Raw genomic sequence first — 26014 nt, forward strand, 5'->3', positions numbered from 1 at the left:
GACCGCCGGTGTGTCTGCCGGCCCATGCCAGCAAGTTTGGGGCGATGCGGTGGTTTTCAACTGTCAGGTGGCGAAATAGCGGATGACCGGCCTTCGAATCTGCCGCGCACTGACATACACTGCGCGGCCGTTTTTTTGACCGGAAACCGAAAGACATGAAAGACGCCTCTCCAGCCCGTGCCTGCGGCATCGACTTCGGCACGTCCAACTCCACCGTCGGCTGGCTGCGCCCCGGCATGGACACCATGATCGCGCTGGAAGACGACAAGATCACCCTGCCGTCGGTGGTCTTCTTCAACATCGAGGAACGTCGCCCGGTCTACGGTCGCCTAGCCCTGCACGAGTATCTGGAAGGCTACGAAGGCCGGCTGATGCGCTCGTTGAAAAGCCTGCTCGGCTCCAAGCTGATCAAGCACGACACCAGCGTCCTCGGCACGGCGATGCCGTTCAAGGACCTGCTCGGGCTGTTCATCGGCCAGCTCAAGAGCCGCGCCGAAACCGCCGCTGGTCGGGAATTCGAGCAAGTGGTGCTGGGTCGCCCGGTGTTCTTCGTCGACGACGATCCGCTCGCCGACCAGGAGGCCGAAGACACCCTGGTCGAAGTGGCGCGCAAAATCGGCTTCAAGGACGTGTCGTTCCAGTACGAGCCGATCGCGGCAGCGTTCGACTACGAGTCGACCATCGAGAAAGAAGAGCTGGTACTGATCGTCGACATCGGCGGTGGTACCTCCGACTTCTCGCTGGTGCGCCTGTCGCCCGAGCGTCGTGGTCTCGACAACCGTCACGATGACATCCTCGCCACCGGTGGTGTGCACATCGGTGGTACCGACTTCGACAAACAGCTCAGCCTGCAAGGCCTGATGCCGCTTTTCGGCTACGGCAGCCGCATGAAGAGCGGCGCGTACATGCCAACCAGCCACCACATGAACCTGGCGACCTGGCACACGATCAACTCGGTGTACTCGCAGAAATCCACGCTGGCACTGGGCAGCATGCGTTACGACATCGAAGACACCGGCGGCATCGATCGCCTGTTCAAGCTGATCGAACAGCGCGCCGGGCACTGGCTGGCGATGGAAGTGGAAGAAACCAAGATCCAGCTGACCCACGCCGACAGCCGCCACGTGCCGCTGGACCGCATCGAAGCCGGGCTGAGCGTCGAGCTGAGCCGCGCGCTGTTCGAATCGGCGATCGAAGCCTTGCTCGAGCGCGTGCGCGGCAGCGTTACGCAATTGCTCAATGATGCCGGCGTGGCGGTCGATCAGGTCGACACGGTGTTCTTCACTGGTGGTTCGAGCGGCATCCCGGCCCTGCGTAACAGCGTCTCGGCGATGTTGCCGAACGCGCGGCATGTCGAAGGCAACATCTTTGGCAGCATTGGTAGCGGTTTGGCGATTGAAGCGATGAAGCGTTACGGTTCGATGGCCTGATCACAATCTGTGGCGAAGAGCCTTTGTGGCGAGGGGATTTATCCCCGTTGGGTCGCGAAGCGGCCCCCGATTTATGAAAGCAGGGGCCTGCTGCGCAGGCCATCGGGGATAAATCCCCTCGCCACAGATGCATTCAATTCAGTTGCTTGGCCTTAGACCATCCCGCCCAGCTTCAGCTCACTCTTCAGATACGCGTAATAAATCGGCCCCGCCACCACTCCCGGCAAACCGAACGCGGCTTCGAACACCAGCATCGCCAGGAGCAACTCCCACGACTTGGCACTGATCTGCCCGCCGACGATGCGCGCGTTGAGGAAGTATTCGAGCTTGTGGATAACGATCAGATAGCCCAGCGCGGCGATCGCCACCCAGATCGACAGCGACAGACCGACGATGGTGATCAGCGTGTTCGACATCAGGTTGCCGATCACCGGCAGCAGGCCGAGCAGGAAGGTCAGCACGATCAGGGTTTTGGTCAGCGGCAGCTTGATGCCGAACATCGGCAGGATCACCGCGAGGAAGATCCCGGTGAACACGGTGTTGAGCAGGGAAATCTTGATCTGCGCGAAGACGATATTGCGAAACGCCTGCACCAGCAGATGCAAACGGTCGAACAAAGCGGCGGCCAGCGGCTTGCGCTTGGTCACGTCGGGGATGCGCTGCAGGGCGATGATCGCGCCGAGCACCATGCCGATCAGCAGGGTGACGAACATGTGCGCGGCGTCCTTGCCGACCAGTTGCAGGTCGGCCAGATGCTTGCTCGCCCACTCGCCGATCGCCACGCGAAATTCCGCTGCACTCGCCGGCAGGTAGGCATCGATGAACGGCGGCAACTGCCCGCGCGCGCGATCGACTACGCCCATGAATTTGTCGAGTGAAGCGCCGGGGTTTTCCGCTTCATGCAGGAGGAAACTGATAGCCCCGGCGAAAATCAGCGCCAGCGCACTTACTACCAGCGTGCCGAGCAGCGCCACCGCTAACCAGCGGGCACGCCGCCCTTCGATCAGCCGTTGCAGTTGCGGGGTGAGCATGTTGACCAGCTCGAACACCAGCAACCCGGCCAGCAGGCTGGGCAACAGGCGCAGCGGCAGCACCAGCAGCAAACCGCCAAAAATGATGATGCAACTGACCCAGAACACAACATGACGCTGAGAAAACGTTGGCATACAGCCTCAAAACGAACGGCGTGAAAGGATGGGCAGTCTGCCAGCGATCCTGGGTTAGCACTAGGGATATGCGGGGTTTCGGATTTTCGTGCAAGGCTTGCGAATTTCCCCCTCACCCTAGCCCTCTCCCAGAGGGAGAGGGGACCGATTGGGGGTTGCTCGAAAAATTTTCCGACCTGAACGTGCAGTGCCGAATCCGCAATCGACCCGGTATTTCAGACCCCAGTTCCTGTCGGCATCAATGCGGTCGGTCCCCTCTCCCTCCGGGAGAGGGTTAGGGTGAGGGAAAATCTCAAGCCGACCGAGTCAATCGGACACCCATGGCGCCCGCTTATTTTTTCTTCAGACACTCACTCATGAACGCCTTGCGCGCATCGCCGGTCAGCGCCTTGGTTTTCGCATCGGCATTGCAGGTGGTCATCTTCTGCTGCTGCGGGGTCAGCTCCTTGCCATCGTTGGCCGCTGGTGCCGCTTTCAGGCAGGTGCTCATGAACGCCTTGCGCTCATCGCCCTTCAAACTCTTGGCGGTCGCATCGGCATTGCAGGTGGTCATCTTGTTCTGTTGCGCCGTGGCGGCGAAACCCTGGGAACACACAAGCAGCCCGATCATCAACAACGGCACACGCAACATCTTCATGGAGTTTTCTCCTTGTTGCCGCACCGATGGATGCGGCCTCTGTCGCAGTGTAGTCAAAGCTTGTTACACCTTCCTGCCCTCGAGGTGGCTGCGCCGATACTGCTCCGGCGTACAACCCGCCTGACGGGCGAACATGGCGATGAATGCCGAGCCGCTGCTGTAGCCGAGGTCGAAAGCGATTTCCTGCACCGAACGCGAGGTCTCAAGCGCCTCGATCGCCGCCAGATAACGCAAGCGCTGACGCCACTCGCCAAAACTCATGCCCAGCTCACGAACGAACTGCCGCGCCAGAGTGCGCTCGCTGACATGCACTTGCGCGGCCCAATGCGCCAACGGTTGGTTGTCGCCCGGCGCGGCCTGCAAGGCGTCGAGAATCGTCAGCAAGCCCGGGCTGCTCGCGTACGGCAGATAACATTCCTGCACCGGTGCCTGTTGCAGTTGATCAACCAGTACCTGGGCCAGACGCTGATCGGCTTCATGCTCGGGGATCTTCACATCGCGGGCGGCGAAGTCTTTGAGGATGGCCTTGAGAATGTCGCTGATTGCCAGCGTGCAGGCCCGCGCCGGCAATCGCGCGCAGACGTCGGGATCAAGACACACCGCGCGGTAGTTGACCGGTTGATGGCTGTAGAAACTGTGCTCGACCTCGGGCGGCACCCACACCGCGTACTGCGGCGGCGACATGAAGCGGCTGCCGTCGACATCCATGTGCAGCACGCCATGGGCCGCGTATTCCAGCGTGCCCCAAGGATGCCGGTGTGGCGCGGCATATTCGTGGGCATTGAAATCGGCGTAGCGGAAATACACCGCTGACGGCAGTTCGCTGAAATCGAGCAGATCGATGTGTTTGCTGTTCATGCTGTCCGGATGCAAAGGCAGGTTGTCTGGATCGCAGTATAGGCCTGCATCCAGACAGGCGATAATCGCGTTTCATCAACGTTCTGGTTTTGTCCCATGCAATACGCGTTTCCCCTGCTGGCGATTTTCATCTGGGCCGGCAACACCGTGATCAACAAACTGGCGGTCGGGGCAATCTTCCCCGCCGAGATCGGTTTCTATCGCTGGCTGCTGGCCGGCGTGCTGTTCACGCCATTCATGCTGAAGAAAGTCATCGCCCACTGGCCGCAGATTCGGCCGAACCTGGGGCGGATTTTCGTCCTCGGCGTGCTCGGCATGGCGGTGTATCAGAGCCTCGCCTATTTCGCCGCAACACTGACCACCGCGACCAACATGGGCATCATCCTGTCGCTGATGCCATTGATGTCGCTGGCCATGGCGATCATCAGCCTCGGCCAGCGCCTGACCGCTGGTGCGCTGGTCGGTGCGGTGCTGTCGTTCGCTGGCGTGCTGGTGGTGGTGTCATCCGGCAGCCTCGGAGCGCTGCTGCAACACGGGGTCAATCTGGGCGATGCGATGATGCTGATCGCCACGCTGGCCTACGCGGTTTACAGCACGCTGCTGAAAAAGTGGCAACTGCGCCTGCCGCCGCTGGTGCTGCTGTACTTGCAGGTGCTGGTGGCGATTGTGGTGTTGTTTCCGTTGTTCGCTGTTTCGCCGAAGACCGGTTTGAATCTGCAGAACGTGCCGCTGGTGCTCTATGCATGCCTGCTGGCTTCGATGGTCGCGCCGCTGGCGTGGATGCAAGCGGTGCAGCGGCTGGGACCGAGCCGGACGACGTTGTTCTTCAATCTGCTGCCGCTGATTACCGCGTTGATCGCAGCGCTGGTGCTGAAGGAACAGTTGGCGATGTATCACCTGGTGGGCGGTTTGCTGACCTTGGGTGGGGTGGTTTTGTCGGAGCGCTGGACCACCGTGTTGGGCCGCAGGATCAGCGTTGCCTGATAAGGCCCCTTCGCGAGCAGGCTCGCTCCCACATTGAAATGCAGACACCTGTGGGAGCGAGCCTGCTCGCGAAGAACGATGACGCGGTCTGTTTGGCTATAACCCTGCAGCCTCCAGCCGCGCCGCATGCTCGACAAACAGCCTTACCGGATCCGCGCCTTTGCCCACCAGTCCCAGCGACTGATTGACGATGTCGAAATGATCCAGCGGATAGTCATCACCGATCACCGTGCCCAGATGCGAGCTGTAACGGCCGACCATGCCATCGCACTGCCCCGGCTCACGGACGAAGGTCTTGGCAAACAAGCGACAACTGCGGTTGGTGCCGTCAAAAAGATTGCCGCCACGATCAGTCTTGCCCGGTTGCAGCGTCCCTGACCAGGAGTAATAACGAACACCGTTGACCTCTTCCCGCCCCTGGCCGCCCCAGACTTCCGGCAGCCCTTGTGGATAACGCTGATTGAATAATGCAACGCCCGCCGTCGTCAGCGATTGGTGAGAAGCGTGGATATCCACCGGCAGTTTCGGCCCGTGGTAACCCGTGTCGAGCAATGCCATGACCCAGCCGATCAAGCGCAGCAACGCTTCGAGCAAGCGGCCCTTGGCACTGCTACCGGGGTAGTGCTTTTCCAGATAATCAGCCAGCTCGGAACCATGATTCGGCCCGGCGACCGATGTTACCGAGGCGACCAGATCCGGACGCTTCGCCGCCGCATACCGTGCGGTCAACGCGCCTTGGCTGTGGCCGAACAGATTGACCTTTTGCGCCCCGCTCTCGCGCAGGATTTCCTCGATCCGCGCCAGCAACTGCTCGCCGCGCACTTCAGTAGAGTTGAGCGGCGAGACCTGCACCGCGACCACCGTCGCACCACCACGGCGCAAGGCCTTGATGATGCCGAACCAATACGGGTAAAGCACCAGCCGGATAAAGCCGAGCATGCCCGGCACCAGCACCAATGGATAACGTGTCGACATGGGTTACATCCTTGTGCGCGGTGAGTGGATGCCAGACTTGCAAGACGCCCGCCAAGCATCCAACGTGACGATGACAACTGAACGATGAGCCTACTTCAGCCCGCCACGATCCGCTCCACCGAAACCGGACTGACCAGCGTCAGGCCCTCCCGACATAGCAGTCTTCAGCAGTTCCTGCAGCGCGTCCGGCATAAATCGCATAAAACTTTTCGCTTCGCTCAAGACTCACAACCTGGGTAGCGACCGCGTCTTCAGAACGTGGCGCCTATCGGATTAGCCTCCAGGAGAATGAAATGAGTGACGTGCATTTGTCTGATGTTCAAACCCTGCGCGAGCGCGCGCGGCAACACGTGGAAAACGGCGCGGTCACCGAGGGCTACAACGCCAACCGTGAAGAAATACTGCGTTTGCTCAATGAGTCGCTGGCCACCGAGCTGGTGTGCACCTTGCGCTACAAGCGCCACTACTTCATGGCCAACGGCTTGAAAGCCAATGTCGCCGCCGACGAATTCCTCGAACACGCCAACCAGGAAGCCGAGCACGCCGATCGCCTCGCCGAGCGGATCGTGCAACTGGGCGGTGAGCCTGAGTTCAACCCTGACCTGCTGAGCAAGATGTCCCACGCGCAATATGTGGCTGGCAACACGCTCAAGGAAATGGTTTACGAAGATCTGGTGGCCGAGCGCATTGCTATCGACAGCTATCGCGAAATCATCCAGTACATCGGTGACAAAGACCCGACCACCCGCCGCATCTTCGAAGACATCCTCGCCCAGGAAGAAGAACACGCCGACGACATGGCGGATATCCTCAACGACCTGTAATCACAGTCAGGCCGCATTCGCGAGCAGGCTCGCTCCCACCGGATCGCATTTCAATTGAAGGAATGCGTTCGAATGTGGGAGCGAGCCTGCTCGCGAAGGCGCCTTCAGAGACGCCGCATTACTTACTGGGTTTAACGGTCACCGGCGCCTTGCCCTGCTTCATCTGCTCCAGCAACGGTGCACATTGATTCGGCTCGCCACCGCTCGGCGCCACCAGTGCCAGCAACCCCGCCGCCGGTGCGGCGATCACGCCCAGCGCAACCATCCCCGCCCCGCGCAGCATCAACGGTACGGCTTTGACGCCGGCATCCGGTTTGATGAACTTGCCGCGCACATACAGCGGCGAGCGCAGCGAGATCAGACGCCAGCCCTTGGATTCCGGGGTCACGGTCAGATCGAGTTGTTCGGTGGCCATGTTCGCCGTGCCATCGATGTAGATGATTGCGTTCTCGGTATCGAAGACAAACAGCCGTGTCGTGGCCAGGCCGGTCTTGATGTCGAAGTCCGCCGCCGCGCAATTGATCTTCACTTCCTTGTCGCCAAAGATCTTGCCGACCACGTAGTTACCGACGTTGAGCCCGGCCAGCTCCATCAACTCACGGCTGATTGCACCGTCGTTGATCAGCATCTTCAGATTGCCGTTGGCACCACCGAGCAGCTTGGCCACGGAGTTGCCCCGGCCACTGATGTCGGCATCGCCATTGAGCTCACCGAAACTGGTCTTCATCGGCTCGAAGGTCGGGAACAACTCTTTGAGTTTGAATTTGCGTGCGGTCAAACGCGCCCGGCCTTCCAGCGGCTCGGTGCGGCCATTGAGGCGAATCAGCGCATCCAGCGTGCCGCCGGCGACGCCAAAGCGCAGCGGTTCTAGGCTGAGCTCGCCGTCGTTGAGTTTCAGATGGGTATAGAGGTCTTTGAACGGCAGCTTCTCGCTGTGGACGATGCGTTTGCCGGTGAACTCGACATCGGCGTCCATGGCCCGCCAGCGATCGGTTTTGAATTCTTCGACCGGCAGGACTTTGTCCGCCGGTTGCTTGCTCGCGCCGCCACGGGCCTTTTGCTCGGTGTTGGAGTCGGCGCCGATCAGTGGCGCGAGGTCGGCAAACAGCAGTTGATTGGAGAGCAGCGCACCGCTGAGTTTCGGCCGTGGCTGGCTGGCGACGTAGGTGAGGTCGCCGTGGATGTCGCTGTCGCCGATCTTGCCGTTGAATTTCTCGTAAGTGAATCTCGCCCCGGCCTCGTCATGCAGCTTGGCGATAAGGTGACCGTCGGTGGAATACGGTGGCGTGTCCGGTAGGGTCACGCCGGTCAGCGGGTAGAGATTGCCGAGGCTGTCTCCAGCGAGCTTGAGGCGCAGATCAAGAGCGCCAAGATTCAGCGGGTCAGTCAGGGTGCCGGCCAGTTCGATACGGGTATCGCCGATCTTCGCCTGGGCCTGCAACGGGAACGGCTTGCTCGCGTCCTGCAACGCCAGCAACCCGCCGATCTTGCCCTGCCCGGTGAGGTTCTGCCCGTGGTACTGGCCTTTGACCTTGAGCGCAAAGGCGTAATCCTGCGGTGCGCCGCCCTTGTCCTGAGCAGTTTTCGCCGCTTTGTCGCCGACGATCTCGCTGAATGGAATCGGCTTGCCGAGCGGGTCGATCAACACATCGAGATTGGTCTTCAAGGTCTGATCGTCGAGGGTCACGTGGCCCTTGTCGAAACCGATCGCGCCGATATCGACCACCCAGCTCGAAGGCTCGGCGTTCGGGTCCTTGGGATCGAATTTGAACGTCCAGTTGGCGCGGCCATCGGCCAGACGTTGCAGCTCGGCATTCGGCTCGGTCAGGTCGATGCGCGGAATCACCACGCGCTGGGCCAGCAGGGCCAGCGGCGAAATGCGCAGCTCGACACGTTTCAGAGTGACCATCTGCGGCTGCTTCGACCAGTCAGGATTACCCAGGCTCAGATCCTCGGCGACCACGTGCGGCCAAGGCACCCAAGAGCGCCAGCCGCCCTCTTCCGGCTCGCGCTGCCAGATCACCGCGAGGTTGCCATTGATGGCAAACGCCCGGTGCAGTTCTTCCGAGACTTTGGCATTGATGGTCGGTTTGATCCGGTTCCAGTCGAAGAACACGATGATCAGAATCAAGGCTGCCAGCAGCAGCACGAGGATGGCGAAGATCCAGCTGAAGATTTTTCCAGTGCGCGTCATGCACAAAGCTCCTGATCACGACCGCACGCCGATTACCCGACGCACAGCTGAAACGGCAGACCTAAGCGGCCCCTATGCAGTCTGTGACTGGCGAAAGGCCCGCAGGTTTAATCGAAAGGCAGTTTAAGCCATAAAAAGCGCAGCAAAACTGACCGATCGGTCGAGCAGTGTTACCGCGACCCGCACTTTTGCGAGGCACGAGTGAGTCGAAAATACCCACGACGGTGCAAAACCGTCGCCCGCAAAGGCCCGATCTAGAGCCTTCGCGCCGAACAATCAATTCTGTTGATTATTACCATTGCGTTTATGAACTTTTATATCGACATATCGAGAGTAGCATTGCCCTCGTACCCACTTTATCGCCCTCCCAAGGAGCCACTATCATGAAACGCCAATTACTGCTCAGCCTTACCCTGTCGATGCTAGCCAGCACTGCTTTTGCCCTGCCCGCTGCCGATCAGGCCACTCCGCAAGTCAAAGACAGCCACTCGGTGTTCAGCCAGACGCTCGCTGAAGACGGCTACGACAAAACCCCACAAGGCCAGACTCTGGCTGAAGACGGCTATGACAAGACCCCTCAAGGTCAGACTCTGGCTGAAGACGGCTATGACAAAACCCCACAGGGCCAGACCCTGGCTGAAAACGGCCGCAATCGTCTCGAAGAAAAAGGTCTGGTGGAAGACGGCTACGACAAGACTCCCCAAGGTCAAGCCCTCGCCGAAGGTGGTGGTGATCGTGTAATCGAACGCAACAGCGCCGTGAGCTGAGCCTATGACGGCCCAGCGAAAAAGCCCAATCAGCGGATTGGGCTTTTGACTTTTCAGCTTCTGTGAATCCCTCGCTGCATGACTCCCCGTTCGACGCCGACAAAGCCGATTTGCTAGAGTGCGGCGCTTGTCCTGCCGAAGAACACACCCTGCGATGCTGCCCCGCGCCGAACAGAAACAACAGACCCGCAACGCCCTGATGGACGCTGCCCGCCACCTGATGGAAAGCGGCCGAGGATTCGGCAGCCTGAGCCTGCGCGAAGTGAGCAAGACCGCCGGCATCGTGCCCACCGGTTTCTACCGGCACTTTGCCGATATGGACGAGTTGGGTCTGGTACTGGTCAGCGAAGTCGGCCAGACCTTCCGCGAAACCATCCGCCTGGTGCGGCACAACGAATTCGTCATGGGCGGCATCATCGACGCTTCGGTGCGCATCTTCCTTGATGTGGTCAACGCCAACCGCTCGCAATTCCTGTTTCTCGCCCGCGAACAATATGGCGGCTCGCTGCCGGTGCGGCAGGCGATCGGACGCCTGCGGGAGAACATCAGCGCCGACCTCGCGGCGGACCTGGCGCTGATGCCCAAGCTGCAACATTTGGACATCGCCGGTCTGAGCGTGATCGCCGACCTGATCGTCAAATCGGTGTTCGCCACCCTCCCCGACATCATCGACCCGCCCGCCGAGGCCTTGCCGGAGCATCTGACGCCGCAGGCGAAGATCACCCAGCAACTGCGCTTCATCTTTATCGGCCTCAAGCACTGGCAAGGGCTGGGCAGTACCGAGTAATCCCCTTCTCTATCTGACACAGCGCAAAGCCTCTGTGGGAGCGAGCCTGCTCGCGAAAGCGCTGGGTCAGCTGAATACATCTGTCTGACACGGCGCATTCGCAAGCAGGCTCGCTCCCACATTGAACATCCGTCACGGCATCGAATTGGTGCATGACAAATCCTTCATGCACCAAAACCTTCCAGAATCGCCGCGCCTGTTGAAAGATCAGGCAAGCGCCGACAGCTATTTCCTACAGATCACCCGATTGGCGCGGCGCTTGCTCTAGCCCATTCAACGTTCATTGCTGGAAGCTTTCCGATGCTGGTGATTCATCGCAGAATCGACCCTCAACCCGTCTGGGCCGCCGAGCTGCACCTGACCTTCGAAGCGCGCAGCAAAAGCCGTTTGCGCTGTTTCAGTGCCGAAGGCGAAGACGTCGGGTTGTTTTTGGAGCGCGGCCAGCCACCGCTGTATGACGGCGAATGCCTGCAGGCTGAAGACGGCCGTGTCGTGCGCGTCTGCGCCCGCCCTGAACAACTGCTCCATGTCACTTGCGCCAATGCGTTCGAACTGACCCGCGCGGCCTATCACCTCGGCAACCGCCATGTCGCCCTGCAAGTCGGCGGTGGCTGGCTGCGCCTGCTCGACGATTACGTGCTCAAGGCGATGCTCGAACAGCTCGGCGCGCAGGTCGAGGCTATCGAAGCGCCGTTCCAGCCGGAACACGGCGCTTACGGCGGCGGCCATCATCATTCCCGCCACGGCGACGAAGACTTCAACTACGCGCCGAAACTCCACCAGTTCGGCGTGCGCCTGTGAATCCGGCCTGGGCGCTGCTGCGTCTGGCCAGTCCGCAATTGCCGATTGGCGGCTACAGCTATTCCCAGGGTCTGGAAATGGCGGTGGATAATGGCCGGGTCCACAACCCGGACGGCGCCCGCCGCTGGATCAGCGATCAACTGCTGCTCAACCTCGCGCGCTTCGAAGCGCCGCTGCTGTTGGCGCATTGCCAGGCCGCAGCAGATGAAAACTGGGCCGAATTACGACAACTCTGCGAGAGCCACCGCGCCAGTCGCGAAACCCGCGAGTTGCATCTGGAGAGCCGGCAGATGGGCTACTCCCTGCAGCAGTTGTTGAACGGTTTGCCAGAACTCGATGCGCCCGCCCGCGACTTTCTTGAACAGACCACAGAACCGCATCTCGCCCTGTGCTGGGCACTGGCGGCACGCGCCTGGGGCATCACCCCGCAGGACGCTCTTGCCGCGTGGCTGTGGAGCTGGCTGGAAAACCAGCTCGCCGTGTTGATGAAAACCCTGCCGCTGGGCCAGCAAGCCGCCCAGCGCCTGACCAGCGAACTGCTGCCGCTGCTGCAACAGGCGCAGCACGACGCGACCCACCTCAACCCCGAACACATCGGCAGCGCCGCGTTTGGCCTGTCTCTGGCGTGCATGGCCCACGAGCGCCAGTACAGCCGTCTCTTCCGCTCTTAGGGCTGTTTATTTTGGAGAATGAAATGGATACACAACCTCTGCGCGTCGGCATCGGCGGCCCGGTCGGTTCCGGCAAAACCGCACTGACCCTGGCCCTGTGCCTGGCCCTGCGCGAGCGCTACAACCTCGCCGTGGTCACCAACGATATCTACACCCGCGAAGACGCCGATTTCCTGGTGCGCAACGAAGCCCTCGCGCCGGAGCGGATCATCGGCGTGGAAACCGGCGGCTGCCCGCACACGGCAATCCGCGAAGACGCCTCGATCAACCTTGAAGCAGTCGACCAACTGAACCGGCGCTTTCCCGGGCTGGATCTGATTCTGGTGGAGTCCGGCGGCGACAACCTCTCGGCGACCTTCAGCCCGGAGCTGTCGGACCTGACCATCTACGTGATCGACGTCTCCGCCGGCGACAAGCTGCCGCGCAAGGGCGGCCCGGGGATCTGCAAGTCCGACCTGCTGGTGATCAACAAGATCGACCTCGCGCCACTGGTGGGCGCCTCGCTGGAAATGATGGACAGCGACACCAAACGCATGCGCAACGGCAAGCCGTTCGTTTTCAGCAACCAGAAAACCGGTCAGGGCCTTGAAGAAATCATCGCCTTCATCGAACGCCAGGGCCTGCTGACCGCCGCCTGATCCACTTATCAACAAGGAAGCTTATCCATGACACTCAAACGCATTCTTGGCGCTCTGGCGTTGCTGCTGACACCGGCACTGGCCTTCGCTCACCCGGGGCATGGCGACAGCGGCCTCGTCGCGGGCATCAGCCACCCGATCGGCGGTCTCGATCACTTGCTGGCAATGCTCGCCGTCGGTTTGTGGGCCGCGCAGCAACAAGGCGCGGCGCGCTGGGCGCTGCCGTGCACGTTTGTCGGCACCATGCTGCTGGGCGGCCTGCTCGGTTTTGAAGGGCTGGAGTTGCCGGCGCTGGAAAGCGGGATTGCTGCTTCGGTATTGGCGCTGGGCCTGGCCGTGGCACTGGCCGTGCGTCCGCCGCTGGTGATGGCGGTGGCAGCGACGGCGCTGTTTGCGCTGTTCCATGGCGTGGCGCATGGGCTGGAGCTGCCGGAAATGAGCAGCCCGTGGGCGTATGCGGCCGGGTTTGTCGCGGCGACAGCGGTTTTGCATGCGCTCGGTTATGGCGTGGTGCGAGTTCTTCCGCAGGCAGCGGCGCCGCTGGTGCGGTTGGCGGGTGCGGCTTCGGCGGCGACTGGGGTGTGGTTGCTCGCAGGCTGATTTTTTATTGCCTGAACTGGCCTCTTCGCGAGCAGGCTCGCTCCCACAGGTTTTGTGTACGCTGCAAATCCACTGTGGGAGCGAGCCTGCTCGCGAAGACGGCCTGACAGACACCGCCTCTCTCAAGCAGTGCTCTCTGCTACCATGTCGCGCAATCGCCCCAGCCCGTGACGACGCCCGCCCATGCCCCACGCTTCCCGCTCCACCGCCCTGCCCGAATTGACCGCCCTGTTTGGCCAAGTGCAGCAGCACTTCCTCGACGTGATCGTGCCGCTGTGGCAAGGCCCGGGCTGGAATGCCGACATGGCGTTGCCGTACGAGGCGCTGGACGCCGCGCATCAACCGCTGCCAGTGCAGCGCTATCGGGCGATGGCCTGCGCACGGCAGCTGTATCTGTTCTCCAGCCTGATCGGGATTGTGGATAACGCCGAAGTCCGCGCCGCCGCGTTGTTCCGTTCGCTGCAACGCCATTTCCATGATGCCGAGCACGGCGGCTGGTTCTACAGCATCGATGCGCAAGGCAAGCCGCTGGACCAGCGCAAGGATCTCTACACCCACGCCTTCATCCTGTTCGCCTGCGCGCATTACTGGGACAAGTCCCGGGATTCGCTGGCCGAGTCGACATTGAACGCCGCGCTGGAAATCATCGGCCGCCGATTCGCCACCGGCGACGGTTTATACGAAGCCTGCCTGGAGCGTGACTGGCTCACCCTGCAAACCGGGCCACTGCAAAATCCGCTGATGCACTTGGCCGAAGCTTTTCTGGCGACCCTCGCCGTGCGTGAAGACCCGCAAACGCAGAAGGCCCTGCTTGAGTTATGCACAGCCATGCACAAGCAATTCGTCGATCCGCAATATGGCGTGTTGATGGAGAAGCCGCTGGGCGCTGTGGATAACTGGTACGAGCCGGGGCACCAGTTCGAATGGTATTTCCTGCTCGAATCGTCGGCGCTGTTGCGCGATTCGAAACTGCATCGGGCGCTGGATCGGGCATTTGCCTTCACCGAGCAGTACGGCGTGCTGGAGTCCTGCGGCGCGGTGCGGGCGATGCTTGATCTGGAAAGCAATGGACGGCCAAGGGATTCGACCCAACGGATCTGGGCTCAAGCCGAATACCTGCGCGCGCTGACCTTGCGGGCGGACAGCGAAGCGATGGTACTGCGCCAGTTGCAGGCGTTGCAGCAGCGGTTTCTGCATGCCGGCGGCTGGCATGAGTGTCGCGATGAGAATGGAGAGGTCAGCCGCAAGGACATGCCTTCGACCACGCCTTATCATTTGGCGACTTGCTACCACGGTTTGGCTGCGTATCTTCGCTGACCGAACAATTGCTATCGCGAGCAGGCTCGCTCCCACATCTTGGAATGCATTCTCCTGTGGGAGCGAGCCTGCTCGCGAATGGCCTCAGCGCGGTATCAAGCCTTGTTACGCTCGATGGCAAACCCGGCCCAGGTCTGGCTCACCGGCATCAGCTCCAGGCTATTGATGTTGATATGAGCCGGGGTGTTCATCACCCAGAAAATCGTCTCGGCGATGTCCTGCGGCTGGATCGGCTCGGCGCCGGCGTAAGTGGCGTTGTAGCGTTCCTGGTCACCGGCAAAACGTACCAGCGAGAACTCGCTTTCGCACAGGCCGGGTTCGATGTTGCTGACCCGCACGCCAGTACCCTGCAGGTCGCAACGCAGGTTCAGCGAGAACTGTTTGACGAAGGCTTTGCTCGCGCCGTACACGTGGCTGCCCGGGTACGGGTAGTTACCGGCGATGGAACCGAGGTTGACGATACCGGCGCCACGGCCGTGGGCAATCAGCCGTGGCAGCAGCAGGCGAGTGGCGTACATCAGGCCTTTGACGTTGGTGTCGACCATGGTGTCCCAGTCATCCAGATCGCACTTGGGCGCCGGATCGACGCCGAGCGCCAGGCCGGCGTTGTTGATCAGGCCACGGAGTTTGGCGAACGACGGCGGCAGGTTGGCGATAGCCTCCTCCATCGCTTTGCGATCGCGCACATCGAGAACCAGACCATGCACTTCGGTCTGCTTCGACAGTTCGGCGCACAGGGCATTGAGGCGTTCTTCACGACGGCCGGTCAGGACCAGCTTCCAGCCAGCCTCGGCAAAACGCCGGGCACAGGCTTCACCAAAACCGGACGTCGCGCCGGTGATAAACAGGGTGTCGGACATCGTGTTCTCCTTGCTTCGGCCGCCACGGCAGCCCTTGGAATAGAAAATCAGCAGGCAGCATGCCCGCCCTCGCGAATACGGGCAACACTTGCCAGCTGTACAAAAAACAACCAGACCTGCCAAGACCACAGCCAGCGTGGCCTGTAGCCATGTGCACGCATGTTATCCACAGTCTGCTCCACAGTTTCCGGGGGCAAGTGCAAACGCGCAAAGCCGCGCCACACAAGGCTTTGCGGGCGAAATGGAAAGTTTTTTGCTTGACCGTGATGCGGGGGATGTGCGGGACAGGGCATTTTGCACGACGGGCGGTGTCACCGGGTGATTGCGCGAGGCCAGCAATTACGGCGCTCCGCGAGGTCTTTCCAGAGTTTAGTCACAGACTTATCCACAGGCTTGCGCACAGGGAATTGCCATGTCTCTGCCCCCCAGAAAAAGGTTGACAACGACGCCGCGCGCTCCAGCAAAAATGCCTGATCAAAAAACAAACACATCCCTGCAAGCCACGTTTCATAAGGCTTGCAGCCAGATACACCCACGTTATTCACAGCCAGCTCCACAGTAACCGGGGACAAGTCAAAACTGTGGAAAAACAGCCATTTGCAGCGTCTATATGTCGCGCTTTGGCAGCTTGGGGAATTTGTTTTCCACAATTCTGAATTCCGCTTGATGTCATGCCTTGATTCCATGTAGGAGCTGCCGAAGGCTGCGATCTTCTGATTTTTTTAAGATCAAAAGATCGCAGCCTTCGGCAGCTCCTAAACAGTGAGTTTGAGGAATAAAAACAGCCCCGGGACTCTCGTCGCCGGGGCTGTGTGCAACCGCGAGAAAATCAGTGCCCACCCAGATAGGCGTTACGCACCTCCTCATTCACCAAAAGCTCTTTGCCTGTGCCGGTCAGACGGATTTCGCCGTTGACCATCACATATGCCCGGTCCGACAGCTTCAGCGCATGGTTGGCGTTCTGCTCGACGAGGAAAATCGTCATCCCGGTTTTTGCCAACTCACGCAGCGTGGCGAAAATCTGCTTCACCACGATCGGAGCCAGACCCAGGCTCGGCTCATCGAGCAGCAACAGCTTCGGCCGGCTCATCAGCGCACGGGCGATGGCGAGCATCTGCTGTTCACCGCCAGACATGGTCATCGCCCGCTGATTGCGTCGCTCCTCAAGCCGTGGAAACAGCTCGAACATGCGCTGCATGTCCTCTTTGGCGTACTTGTCGCCAATCGGGATGGTGCCCATCAGCAGGTTTTCCTCGACGGTCATGTCGGGGAAAACCCGCCGCCCTTCCGGCGACTGCGCGATACCGTTGGAGGCGATGTAGTGCGAGGACTTCTGCGTGATGTCGACGCCCTGATAGAGAATCTGCCCGCCCGCCGCTCTGGGCTGGCCGAAGATCGACATCAGCAAGGTCGACTTGCCGGCGCCGTTGGAGCCGATCAGGCTGACGGTCTCGCCTTCGTTGATCTGCAATGAAACGCCCTTGAGCGCCTGAATCGGGCCGTAGAACACGTCCAGATTGCGCAGTTCGAGGATCGGTTGGCTCATACCAGCTCCTCTTCGTCGGCGCCCAGGTAAGCCGCAATCACTTTTGGATCATTGCGGATCGCTTCCGGTCCGCCCTCAGCGATGACGATGCCGTGGTCCAGCACCACGATGTGGTCGGAAATGCTCATAACCATGCCCATGTCGTGTTCGATCAGCACCACGGTCAGATCGTGCTCGTCGCGCAGCAGCCGGATCATCGCGCTGAGCGCTTCGGTTTCCTGAGGATTGAGGCCGGCGGCCGGTTCGTCGAGGCAGATGATCTGCGGCCGCGTGCACATGGCCCGGGCAATTTCCAGACGCCGTTGTTGGCCGTAGGACAGCTCACCGGCCAGACGGTTGGCGCAGTCGACCAGATCGACCACTTCGAGCCAGTAGAACGCGACATCCAGCGCATCGCTCTCGGCCTTGCGATAGCCCTTGGTGTTGAGGATGCCGGCGAGCATGTTGCGGTTGACCCACATGTGCTGCGCCACCAGCAGGTTTTCCAGCACCGACATTTCCTTGAACAGGCGAATGTTCTGGAACGTACGGGCGAGACCGGCACGGTTCACCAGGTGAGTACCGCCGAACATTTTGTAGTACATGCGGCTGAGGAAGGATTTCGGCGAAACGAAATCGGTCGGTTTGAACGACTCGCCCAGCAACTGGATGACGTTGGTCTGCTGGCCGCGCACATTGAGTTCGATCTTGCCGCCCGTGGCCTTGTAGAAACCGGTCAGGCAGTTGAACACCGTGGTCTTGCCGGCGCCATTGGGGCCGATCAGGGCGAAGATCGAATTGCGTTTGACCTTCAGGCTGACATCGCTCAAAGCCTTGATGCCACCGAAATGCATCATCAGTTTTTCAACAGAGAGTACGACTTCACTCATGGCGCAGTCCTCTCGTAGTGAATGGCACCTTTGCGTGGTTTGACCCCGGTGCGGCTGATGCGGATCAGCCCGCGTGGTCGCCAGATCATCATCAACACCATCAGGATGCCGAACAGCAGCACGCGGTATTCAGCGAAGCCACGCAGCAGTTCCGGGGCGACGGTGAGCACGAATGCGGCGATGACCACGCCGATGGTCGAACCCATGCCGCCGAGCACGACGATGGCGAGGATCAGCGCCGATTCGAAGAAGGTGAACGAGGTCGGGTTGACGAAGCCTTGATAGGTGGCGAAGAACACCCCGGCCAGACCCGCCGTCGACGCACCGATGGTGAACGCCGAGAGCTTGACCAGTACGTGGTTGAGGCCCATCGAGCGGCAGGCGATTTCATCTTCACGCAGGGCTTCCCAGGCGCGACCGACCGGCATCTTCACCAGCCGATGCTTGACGTACAACACCGCCAGCACCACCAGGAACAGCACCGCGTAGATGAAGTAATACTTCACGTCGGGGTTGTAGGTCAGGCCGAAGAACTCATGAAACGGCACCCCGCCATCCTTCGCCCGCTTGCCGAACTCCAGACCGAAGAACGTCGGCAATGGCGCCGGCATGCCGTTCGGGCCGCCGGTCAGGGACAGCCAGTTGTTCAGCACCAGACGAATGATTTCACCAAAACCCAGGGTCACGATCGCCAGATAGTCACCGTGCAGACGCAACACCGGGAAACCGAGAATGCAGCCAGCCAGGCCTGCGGTGATTGCCGCCAGCGGCAGCACGGTCCAGAAACCCAGACCGAGATACTGGTAACCCAATGCCAGACCGTAGGCGCCGATGGCGTAGAACGCCACGTAACCGAGATCGAGCAGCCCGGCCAGACCGACCACAATGTTCAGCCCCAGCCCCAGCAGCACGTAGATCAAACCAAGGATGACCACCCCCAGCAGATAGGAGTTGGAGACAAACGGCACGATGATCGCCAGCACGATAATCAGCGGGATGATCCAGCGCAGCCGTGATTTGTAATCCGCCGGCAGCACGTGCACACCGGAACCGCTGCTCTCGAATCCGTCGAGGATCTTCAAGCCTTTGGGTGTTTGCAGGAACAGGCTGAGGGCAAAGCGACCGGCCATGACGATGGCAATGATCCACGCCACGCGAGTCGCTTCGAGGTTGAAGCTGTAGCCGTCGAGGACCACGCCGACAATCGGCCCGAACACGATCAGCGCAATCAGGCCGGCAAGAATCGCCTCGACCAGACTTTTTTTGATATCGATGGATTTTTCAGTGGTTGCAGACATCGCTTACACCTTCGACACAAGAGGACGGCCCAACAGGCCCTGCGGCCGGAAGACCAGTACGAGGACGAGCAGCGAGAAACTGAACACGTCTTTGTAGTCGGAGTTGACCAGACCGGAGAACAGCGACTCGGAGATGCCGAGGATGATCCCGCCGAGCATCGCGCCGGGCAGTGAACCGATGCCGCCCAGCACCGCTGCGGTGAACGCCTTGATGCCGATGATGAAGCCGGCATAGAAGTCGAACGTGCCGTAGTTCATGGTGATCAGCACACCGGCCAGTGCCGCCATGGCTGCACCGATGATGAACACGTAGGAAATCACCCGGTCGGTGTTGATCCCCAGGATCGAGGCCATCTTGCGGTCTTGCTGGGTCGCACGGCACATGCGGCCGAGCTTGGTGTATTTGATGATGTAGGTCAGCAGCCCCATGCCGACAAACGCGGCGATCAGGATGAAGACTTTGGTGTAGGTCAGTTGCACGAAGCCGGTGCCGACTTCAACACGCCAGGCACCGGTCAGCAGCGTAGGCACGCCCTGTTGTTTGGCGCCCTGAGCGATCTGTGCGTAGTTCTGCAGAATCAGCGAAATACCGATAGCGCTGATCAGCGGCGCCAGGCGGGTCGAGTTACGCAGGGGTTTGTAGGCAACACGCTCGATGACCCAGCCATATACCGCCGTGACGACGATGGTGAAGATCAGCGTGCCGAGCATCAGCAGCGGGAAGGATTCGATACCGAAGTAAGCCAGCAGAGCCAGACTGATTGCCGCCAGGTAAGCGGAAATCATGTAAACCTCGCCGTGGGCGAAGTTGATCATGCCGATGATGCCGTAGACCATTGTGTAGCCGATGGCGATCAGGCCATAGACCGACCCGAGGGTCAGGCCATTGACCAGTTGCTGCAGGAAAATACCATCCATAACGCAATCTCACGCAGTGAGAACCTGCGCGCCCATGACGCGCGGTTCTTCTAGGAAAAATACAGATGTACGTCGGAGCAATGTCGGAGCGTGATCAGCCCGATCGCCACTGAATCCTGTGGGAGCTGGCTTGCCAGCGATAGCGGTGGATCAGCCAACTTGTGTGTCGATTGACCTGACGCCATCGCGGGCAAGCCCGCTCCCACAGGGTTTCAAGTGAGCCGAGTGATCGCTTCAGCCCTTACTTCTGCTTTTCCAGCTGGTGGTATTTGCCGTCCTTGTCCCACTGGTAAACCACGTAGTCGGAGACTTTCAGGTCGCCTTTGGCGTCCCAGGTCTTCTCGCCCATCACGGTTTTCACCGGGTTGGCCTTCAGCCACTTGGCAGCGGCTTCGCCGTCGTTTTTCTTCGCGCCATTGAACGCTGCCGCCAGGGTCTGAACCGAGGCGTAAGCGTACAGGGTGTAGCCTTCAGGCTCGGTGCCGGCCTTGCGGAACGCGTCTACTACGGTCTTGCTTTCTGGCAACAGGCGCGGGTCGGCGCCGAAGGTCATCAGCACGCCATCGGTGAATTGCGGGCCGCCAGCGGTGGTCACCAGTTCGTCGGTCACGATGCCGTCGTCGGACATGAACTTGACGTCTTTCAGACCTTGTTCACGCAGCTGACGAACCAGCGGACCGGCTTCCGGGTGCAGGCCGCCGAAATAGACGACATCGGCGCCGGCGCCACGGATCTTGGTGACGATGGTGCTGAAGTCTTTCTCGCCACGGGTCAGGCCTTCGTACAGCACAGGCTTGACGCCGCGCTTTTCCAGCTGAGCCTTGGTGGCGTCCGCCAGGCCTTGGCCGTAGGTGTCCTTGTCGTGCAGCACGACGACTTTCTTGCCCTTGAGCATGTCGACGATGTAGTCGCCGGCAACGATGCCTTGCTGGTCGTCACGTCCGCACATACGGAACATGGCGCTGAGACCGCGTTCGGTAACTTGCGGGTTGGTCGAGCCCGGGGTGATCGCGATGATCCCGGCTTCGTCGTAGATTTCCGACGCTGGAATGGTCGACGAGGAGCAGAAGTGCCCGACCACGCCGGCGACTTTCTGGTTGGTGAGGTCCTTGGCGACCGTCACTGCCTGCTTCGGTTCGCAGGCGTCATCGCCTTTGACCAGGACGATTTTTTCCCCGTTGACGCCACCCGCCGCGTTGACCGCATCGGCCGCCGCCTGTGCACCCTTCATGTACTGCTCGCCGAATGCCGCGTTGGCACCGGTCATAGGACCCGCTACACCGATCTTGATATCAGCTTGAGCAAACGCAGAAACACCCAGCGCAGTAGCGACTGCGAGGGCCAGAAAGCCTTTCTTGTAAAACGTCTGGGACATGAGGTGGTGCTCCAAGGTTTTTTTTAGTTGGCACTGCGACTTCACTTCACTCAAAGCTCAGAGCAAGGCCCGTGCCATCGGTTTTTTATTCTTCAAAAAGTCGCTGCGTTGTTGTTATTTCGACTGTTTCGGTCCCATTTTCATTGGGCGTGCAACCGTCTAAACCGCGGAAGGTGAAACCATTTGTTTTTTCCGGCGCAACCCGCACGCGCCATCATTGCAACCGCAGCGGCAAACGACGTGCAACCAGCCTGTAACAGCCCGCGTCACCGAACTGCACACTGCTGGTGCGGGACTGCTACAACCCGCACCATTACAGGCTAGTCGCTGGATGCAAAAGCGCCGCTTGCGGCAACAAATTTCAACACTCAAATAACGATGCGCAGGCACTGGCCCGCGTGATACAGGGAAAACCCGGCCTCGTACAGGCAACTGCGCAAGCCCACACCGGCCAGGGGCTGCATCGGTGCGAAGGGAATCGGCAGTGCCTGCGGATCGCCGTTGCACAGGTAATCGGCGAAAGCTTTGCCGACGACCGTGCCGGTGGTGACGCCGCGACCGTTATAACCGGTGACGGCCACCAGTCCCGGCGCCGGCTCGAACAGACGCATCAGGTGATCAGGGGTAAACGCAATGCGCCCGGTCCAGGTGCACTGCCACTCGACCGGCTTCAGATTGGGGAAGTAATGCTGCTGCACCCGATCGGCCCAGGCTTTGAGAAACCAGGTCGGTTTCTGGTTGCCATTGCCGAGGCTGCCTAGCAACAGGCGCCCGTCCTTGTCACGGCGGATGCTGCTCAATACCTGACGGGTGTCCCACGAGCCCTGACCGCCCGGGAGAATTTCTTGCGCAGCGTCTTCGGTAAGTGGCACCGAGGCGACCTGGTAGTAATAACCGGGAAAGAAATTGCGCTTGAGTTCGGTCCAGTCGCCTTCGGTGTAGGCGTTGGAGGCGATGACCACTTGTTCGGCGAGTACCGAACCCTGGGCGGTTTGCACCGACCAGTTCTGCCCGATGCGCTCGAGGCGAGCCACTGGCGAATGATCGAACATCTGCCCGCCGAGCCCGCGCACGGCATTGGCCAGCCCGGTGACATAGGCCATCGGATTGAGCGTGCCGGCGCGGCGGTCAAGCAACGCGGCGGCGATTTTCTGCGTGCCGGTGGCTTGCTCGCAGGCCTTGCCGGTGAGCAGTTCGACCGGCGCGCCACGACGTTTCCATTGCTGCTCGCGACTGCGCAGATCCGCCTCGCCCTTGGCGTTATGCGCCATGTGCAAAGTGCCTTCGCGGCGCAATTGGCAATCGATAGCGTATTTATCCACAAGGCTGAACACCAGCGCCGGCGCCGCACCGAGCATGCGGTTGAGCTGACTGCCGACCGCCTCGCCGAACCCCGCTTCGATCTCGTCCGGAGGAATCCACATGCCGGCGTTGACCAGCCCGACATTGCGCCCGGAGCCACCATGCCCTGCGCGATGCGCTTCCAGCACGCAGACGCTTTTGCCTTTTTCCAACAGATGCAGCGCCGCTGACAACCCGGTGAACCCGGCGCCGATCACACAGACATCGACCTTGACCTCGCCCTTGAGCGCGGTGTTATCCGGGCGTTGTGGCGTGAGCGTTTCCCACAGACATTCTTCGCGTAACGGCATTGCCAGACTCCAACAGAAACCCAACAAACACACAAACCTGAGTGAGCCCCCTGTGGCGAGGGGATTTAGCGAAACGTCGCACCGCCCCGCTGGGTCGCGGAGCGGCCCCAAAATTTCAAAAGCGACGACTGCTTCGCAGCCGAACGGGGATAAATCCCCTCGCCACAGTGCTCACTCCTACAGAGGATCTCCACCTGTCAGTCGAATGTAATGCCCTGCGCCAACGGCAATTCCAGCGAATAGTTGACGGTATTGGTCTGCCGCCGCATGTACGCGCGCCAGGCATCGGAGCCGGACTCACGGCCGCCGCCGGTTTCTTTCTCGCCACCAAACGCGCCGCCGATTTCCGCGCCGCTCGGGCCGATGTTGACGTTGGCGATGCCGCAGTCACTGCCGACCGCCGACATGAACCGCTCGGCCTCACGCACGTCGGTGGTGAAGATGCACGAAGACAAGCCTTGCGGCACGGCGTTGTTCAGGCGCAGCGCTTCCTCGAAATCGCTGTAGCCGACCACGTAGAGAATCGGCGCGAAGGTTTCGCTGCAGACCACATCGCTCTGCTCGGGCATTTCCACGATGGCCGGCGACACGTAATAAGCATTGGGGAATTGCTCTTCCAGTTGGCGCTTGCCACCGAACACCCGGCCGCCTTCGCTCAGCGCCTGTTCCAGCGCATCCTGCATGTTTTCGAAGCTGTGCCTGTCGATCAGCGGGCCGACCAGATTGCCTTGCAGCGGATGGCCGATGCGTACTTTCGAATAGGCAGCCTTGAGGCGCGTGACGATTTCTTCCTTGACCGATTCATGGGCGATCAGACGGCGCAAAGTCGTGCAGCGTTGCCCGGCGGTGCCGACGGCGCTGAACAGAATCGCGCGCACTGCCATGTCCAGATCGGCGCTCGGGCCGAGGATCATCGCGTTGTTGCCGCCCAGTTCAAGGATGCTGCGGGCAAAACGCGCGGCGACTTTCGGCGCCACTTCGCGGCCCATGCGCGTGCTGCCGGTGGCGCTGATCAGCGCGACACGCGGATCATCGACCAGCGCTTCGCCGGCATCGCGACCGCCGATCACCACCTGGCACAGGCTCGGTGGGGCATCACTGAAATTTTTCACCACGCGATCAAACAGCGCCTGACAGGCCAGCGCGGTCAGCGGGGTTTTCTCTGATGGCTTCCACACCACCGGGTTGCCGCAGACCAGCGCCAGGGTGGTGTTCCACGCCCACACTGCGACCGGGAAGTTGAACGCGCTGATGACGCCGACCACGCCGAGCGGATGCCAGGTTTCACGCATATGGTGGCCCGGGCGCTCGGAGGCGATGGTCAGACCGTACAACTGGCGCGACAGGCCAACGGCGAAATCGCAGATGTCGATCATCTCCTGTACTTCACCCAGGCCTTCCTGAGTGATCTTGCCAGCCTCCCACGACACCAGCTCGCCGAGATCGGCCTTGTACTCGCGCAACACTTCGCCGAACTGACGCACCAGCTCACCGCGACGCGGTGCCGGCACCTTGCGCCAGTGCTCGAATGCATGATCTGCGCGACTGATGTGCTGCTCGACTTCGGCAGCGCCCTCCCATTTCACCGAGGCAATTTCACTGCCATCGATGGGCGAATGCACCGGCACCTTGCCGTTCTGGTACAGGGCCGGGTTGACTCCAAGACGATCAAGCAATGCGGCTACCATCGGTCTCTCCTCAAGCAAAAACAGAATGTGTGCGGCCATCCTTTGCATGGCCGGGCAGGCCTTTAGTTGTAGCCTCACTGCGGCGATGCAACAAACGACCTTTACGCCAGATATCATTCCGTTTATTCATGCTGCCTTGAGAAAGACAAGAAAAAGGACTGGCCATGCTGAACAAACGCCACTTGCCCTCGATCACCGCGCTGCAATGCTTCGAGGCCGTGACCCGGCACCTGAGTTTTACCCGCGCCGCCGAAGAGCTGAACCTGACCCAGAGTGCGGTGAGCAAACAGGTCGCACAGCTTGAAGAACTGTTGCAGCACTTGCTGTTCCGCCGCGTGCGTCGGCGCTTGCAGATGACGCCGGCCGGGGATTTGTATCTGGTCGAGGTCAGAAAAATCCTCAGCCAAGTGGAGATGTCGACGCATTACCTGCGTTCCTACGGCGGCGAAACCGAAGTCTTGCGCGTCTCCACCCCGTCAACCTTCGGCGCCCGTTGGCTGGTGCCGCGCCTGAAAGGCTGGCGCCTGCGCCATCCGTCGATTCATCTGGATCTGTGTAACGAGCAGGAAGCCGACGATCTGTTGCAGGGGCGCAGCGATCTGGCCTTCTATTTCGGCCAGGCTTCGCGTCCGGGCACCGAATGCCTGAAATTGTTCGGCGAACAACTGGTGCCGGTCTGCGCCCCGGGCAGCCTGCCGGACACGCCATTCACTGACCCGACGCAACTCACCGACCTGGTACTGCTGCAAAATGCCTCGCGACCGCAGGCCTGGCACGACTGGTTCGACAGTCAGGGCTACCACACCGAACACAGCTACCACGGGCCGCGTTTCGAAACCTTTTACATGTGCATCCGCGCCGCCCAGGTCGGCTGTGGCGTGGCGCTGCTGCCGCGGTTTCTGGTGGAAGAGGAATTGGCCGAAGGCAAACTGGTCATACCCTGGCAGCATGCGATGCCCAGCAGCGATGCCTATTACCTGGCCTACCCGGAGCACGCGGCGGAAGTGCCGAAGGTGCGGGATTTTGTGAAATGGATGCTTGAACAAATCGATAGCCCGGTGTGAGGTCAACCGGGATCCCTGTGGGAGCGAGCCTGCTCGCGAAAGCGTCGGGTCAGCCACATCATCTTTAACTGACACACCGCATTCGCGAGCAGGCT

The 26014-nt window shown here is 60.7% G+C and carries 24 protein-coding genes; 11 read left to right on the plus strand and 13 right to left on the minus strand.

What is annotated here, in order from left to right; translation table 11 throughout:
• The first annotated feature begins 155 nt into the window (after positions 1-155).
• On the plus strand, positions 156-1430 hold the full coding sequence (locus tag J2Y39_RS18920; protein WP_016771898.1) for an Hsp70 family protein: 1275 nt from the start codon (positions 156-158) through the stop codon (positions 1428-1430).
• Positions 1431-1582: 152 nt separating this feature from the next.
• Here the strand turns inward: J2Y39_RS18920 and J2Y39_RS18925 are convergent, their stop codons facing one another.
• The 3 genes from J2Y39_RS18925 to J2Y39_RS18935 all read right to left on the minus strand — a co-directional run bounded on the left by J2Y39_RS18925 (position 1583) and on the right by J2Y39_RS18935 (position 4091).
• Entirely contained in the window at positions 1583-2596 is a 1014-nt protein-coding gene (locus J2Y39_RS18925) for an AI-2E family transporter (RefSeq protein WP_016771899.1), read from the minus strand.
• Positions 2597-2927: 331 nt separating this feature from the next.
• Entirely contained in the window at positions 2928-3233 is a 306-nt protein-coding gene (locus tag J2Y39_RS18930; RefSeq protein WP_016771900.1) for a PsiF family protein, read from the minus strand.
• Between the two features lie 63 nt (positions 3234-3296).
• Complete coding sequence (locus tag J2Y39_RS18935) at positions 3297-4091, minus strand: helix-turn-helix transcriptional regulator (protein ID WP_252877347.1); 795 nt, start codon at positions 4089-4091, stop codon at positions 3297-3299.
• Between the two features lie 96 nt (positions 4092-4187).
• On the opposite strand from J2Y39_RS18935, the gene J2Y39_RS18940 reads away from it, so the two are divergent.
• Positions 4188-5075, plus strand: a complete 888-nt coding sequence (locus tag J2Y39_RS18940) for a DMT family transporter (protein ID WP_310219177.1) — start codon at positions 4188-4190, stop codon at positions 5073-5075.
• A 96-nt stretch (positions 5076-5171) separates the two neighbouring features.
• Here J2Y39_RS18940 and J2Y39_RS18945 read toward each other — a convergent pair whose 3' ends face one another.
• On the minus strand, positions 5172-6050 hold the full coding sequence (locus J2Y39_RS18945) for a triacylglycerol lipase (protein ID WP_310219179.1): 879 nt from the start codon (positions 6048-6050) through the stop codon (positions 5172-5174).
• A 293-nt stretch (positions 6051-6343) separates the two neighbouring features.
• Between J2Y39_RS18945 and J2Y39_RS18950 the strand changes: the two genes are divergently transcribed.
• The gene (locus tag J2Y39_RS18950; RefSeq protein WP_016771904.1) at positions 6344-6874 is read left to right on the plus strand and encodes a bacterioferritin; all 531 of its coding nucleotides are present in this window, start codon (positions 6344-6346) and stop codon (positions 6872-6874) included.
• Positions 6875-6992: 118 nt separating this feature from the next.
• Here the strand turns inward: J2Y39_RS18950 and J2Y39_RS18955 are convergent, their stop codons facing one another.
• Positions 6993-9068, minus strand: a complete 2076-nt coding sequence (locus J2Y39_RS18955; RefSeq protein ID WP_310219180.1) for an AsmA family protein — start codon at positions 9066-9068, stop codon at positions 6993-6995.
• A gap of 383 nt (positions 9069-9451) precedes the next feature.
• Here J2Y39_RS18955 and J2Y39_RS18960 point away from each other — a divergent pair, with 383 nt between their 5' ends.
• The 7 genes from J2Y39_RS18960 (at position 9452) to J2Y39_RS18990 (ending at position 14649) form a co-directional block, all read left to right on the plus strand.
• Entirely contained in the window at positions 9452-9835 is a 384-nt protein-coding gene (locus tag J2Y39_RS18960; protein WP_041480705.1) for a hypothetical protein, read from the plus strand.
• 154 nt (positions 9836-9989) lie between these two features.
• A complete protein-coding gene (locus tag J2Y39_RS18965; protein WP_056787610.1) occupies positions 9990-10622 on the plus strand; it encodes a TetR family transcriptional regulator in 633 nt (210 codons plus the stop codon).
• 300 nt (positions 10623-10922) lie between these two features.
• The gene (gene ureE / locus J2Y39_RS18970; RefSeq protein WP_056787607.1) at positions 10923-11423 is read left to right on the plus strand and encodes an urease accessory protein UreE; all 501 of its coding nucleotides are present in this window, start codon (positions 10923-10925) and stop codon (positions 11421-11423) included.
• Positions 11420-12094, plus strand: coding sequence for an urease accessory protein UreF (locus J2Y39_RS18975; protein WP_150638248.1), 675 nt, complete (start codon positions 11420-11422; stop codon positions 12092-12094). The genes ureE and J2Y39_RS18975 overlap by 4 nt, the downstream gene beginning before the upstream one ends.
• 23 nt (positions 12095-12117) lie before the next feature.
• Positions 12118-12732 carry an urease accessory protein UreG gene (gene ureG, locus J2Y39_RS18980; RefSeq protein ID WP_016771910.1) on the plus strand — a complete coding sequence of 205 codons (615 nt, stop codon included), beginning with the start codon at positions 12118-12120 and terminating at the stop codon, positions 12730-12732.
• 27 nt (positions 12733-12759) lie between these two features.
• On the plus strand, positions 12760-13332 hold the full coding sequence (locus tag J2Y39_RS18985) for a HupE/UreJ family protein (protein WP_123443929.1): 573 nt from the start codon (positions 12760-12762) through the stop codon (positions 13330-13332).
• A 183-nt stretch (positions 13333-13515) separates the two neighbouring features.
• On the plus strand, positions 13516-14649 hold the full coding sequence (locus tag J2Y39_RS18990; RefSeq protein WP_310219182.1) for an AGE family epimerase/isomerase: 1134 nt from the start codon (positions 13516-13518) through the stop codon (positions 14647-14649).
• Between the two features lie 95 nt (positions 14650-14744).
• On the opposite strand, the gene J2Y39_RS18995 is transcribed toward J2Y39_RS18990, so the two are convergent.
• From J2Y39_RS18995 to J2Y39_RS19030, 8 genes are all read right to left on the minus strand, one after another.
• On the minus strand, positions 14745-15509 hold the full coding sequence (locus J2Y39_RS18995; RefSeq protein ID WP_016771914.1) for an SDR family oxidoreductase: 765 nt from the start codon (positions 15507-15509) through the stop codon (positions 14745-14747).
• A gap of 829 nt (positions 15510-16338) precedes the next feature.
• Positions 16339-17055 carry an ABC transporter ATP-binding protein gene (locus J2Y39_RS19000; RefSeq protein WP_016771915.1) on the minus strand — a complete coding sequence of 239 codons (717 nt, stop codon included), beginning with the start codon at positions 17053-17055 and terminating at the stop codon, positions 16339-16341.
• Positions 17052-17924, minus strand: coding sequence for an ABC transporter ATP-binding protein (locus tag J2Y39_RS19005; RefSeq protein ID WP_016771916.1), 873 nt, complete (start codon positions 17922-17924; stop codon positions 17052-17054). Before J2Y39_RS19005 ends, J2Y39_RS19000 begins: the two co-directional genes overlap by 4 nt.
• Positions 17921-19222: a high-affinity branched-chain amino acid ABC transporter permease LivM gene (gene livM, locus J2Y39_RS19010; protein ID WP_016771917.1), complete on the minus strand. Its 1302-nt coding sequence runs from the start codon at positions 19220-19222 to the stop codon at positions 17921-17923. The genes J2Y39_RS19005 and livM overlap by 4 nt, the downstream gene beginning before the upstream one ends.
• A 3-nt stretch (positions 19223-19225) precedes the next feature.
• Positions 19226-20140 (minus strand): ABC transporter permease subunit, encoded by a 915-nt coding sequence (locus J2Y39_RS19015; RefSeq protein WP_041480712.1) that lies wholly within the window; start codon positions 20138-20140, stop codon positions 19226-19228.
• Between the two features lie 241 nt (positions 20141-20381).
• On the minus strand, positions 20382-21515 hold the full coding sequence (locus J2Y39_RS19020; RefSeq protein WP_041480713.1) for an ABC transporter substrate-binding protein: 1134 nt from the start codon (positions 21513-21515) through the stop codon (positions 20382-20384).
• 368 nt (positions 21516-21883) lie between these two features.
• Complete coding sequence (locus J2Y39_RS19025) at positions 21884-23167, minus strand: FAD-binding oxidoreductase (RefSeq protein WP_310219186.1); 1284 nt, start codon at positions 23165-23167, stop codon at positions 21884-21886.
• Between the two features lie 197 nt (positions 23168-23364).
• Positions 23365-24855 (minus strand): aldehyde dehydrogenase family protein, encoded by a 1491-nt coding sequence (locus tag J2Y39_RS19030; RefSeq protein WP_310219188.1) that lies wholly within the window; start codon positions 24853-24855, stop codon positions 23365-23367.
• Between the two features lie 164 nt (positions 24856-25019).
• Here J2Y39_RS19030 and J2Y39_RS19035 point away from each other — a divergent pair, with 164 nt between their 5' ends.
• Positions 25020-25919 (plus strand): LysR family transcriptional regulator, encoded by a 900-nt coding sequence (locus J2Y39_RS19035; protein ID WP_071174249.1) that lies wholly within the window; start codon positions 25020-25022, stop codon positions 25917-25919.
• Positions 25920-26014 lie beyond the last annotated feature (95 nt).

This window comes from Pseudomonas sp. 2957, assembly GCF_031456345.1.
GTDB lineage: Bacteria > Pseudomonadota > Gammaproteobacteria > Pseudomonadales > Pseudomonadaceae > Aquipseudomonas > Aquipseudomonas siliginis.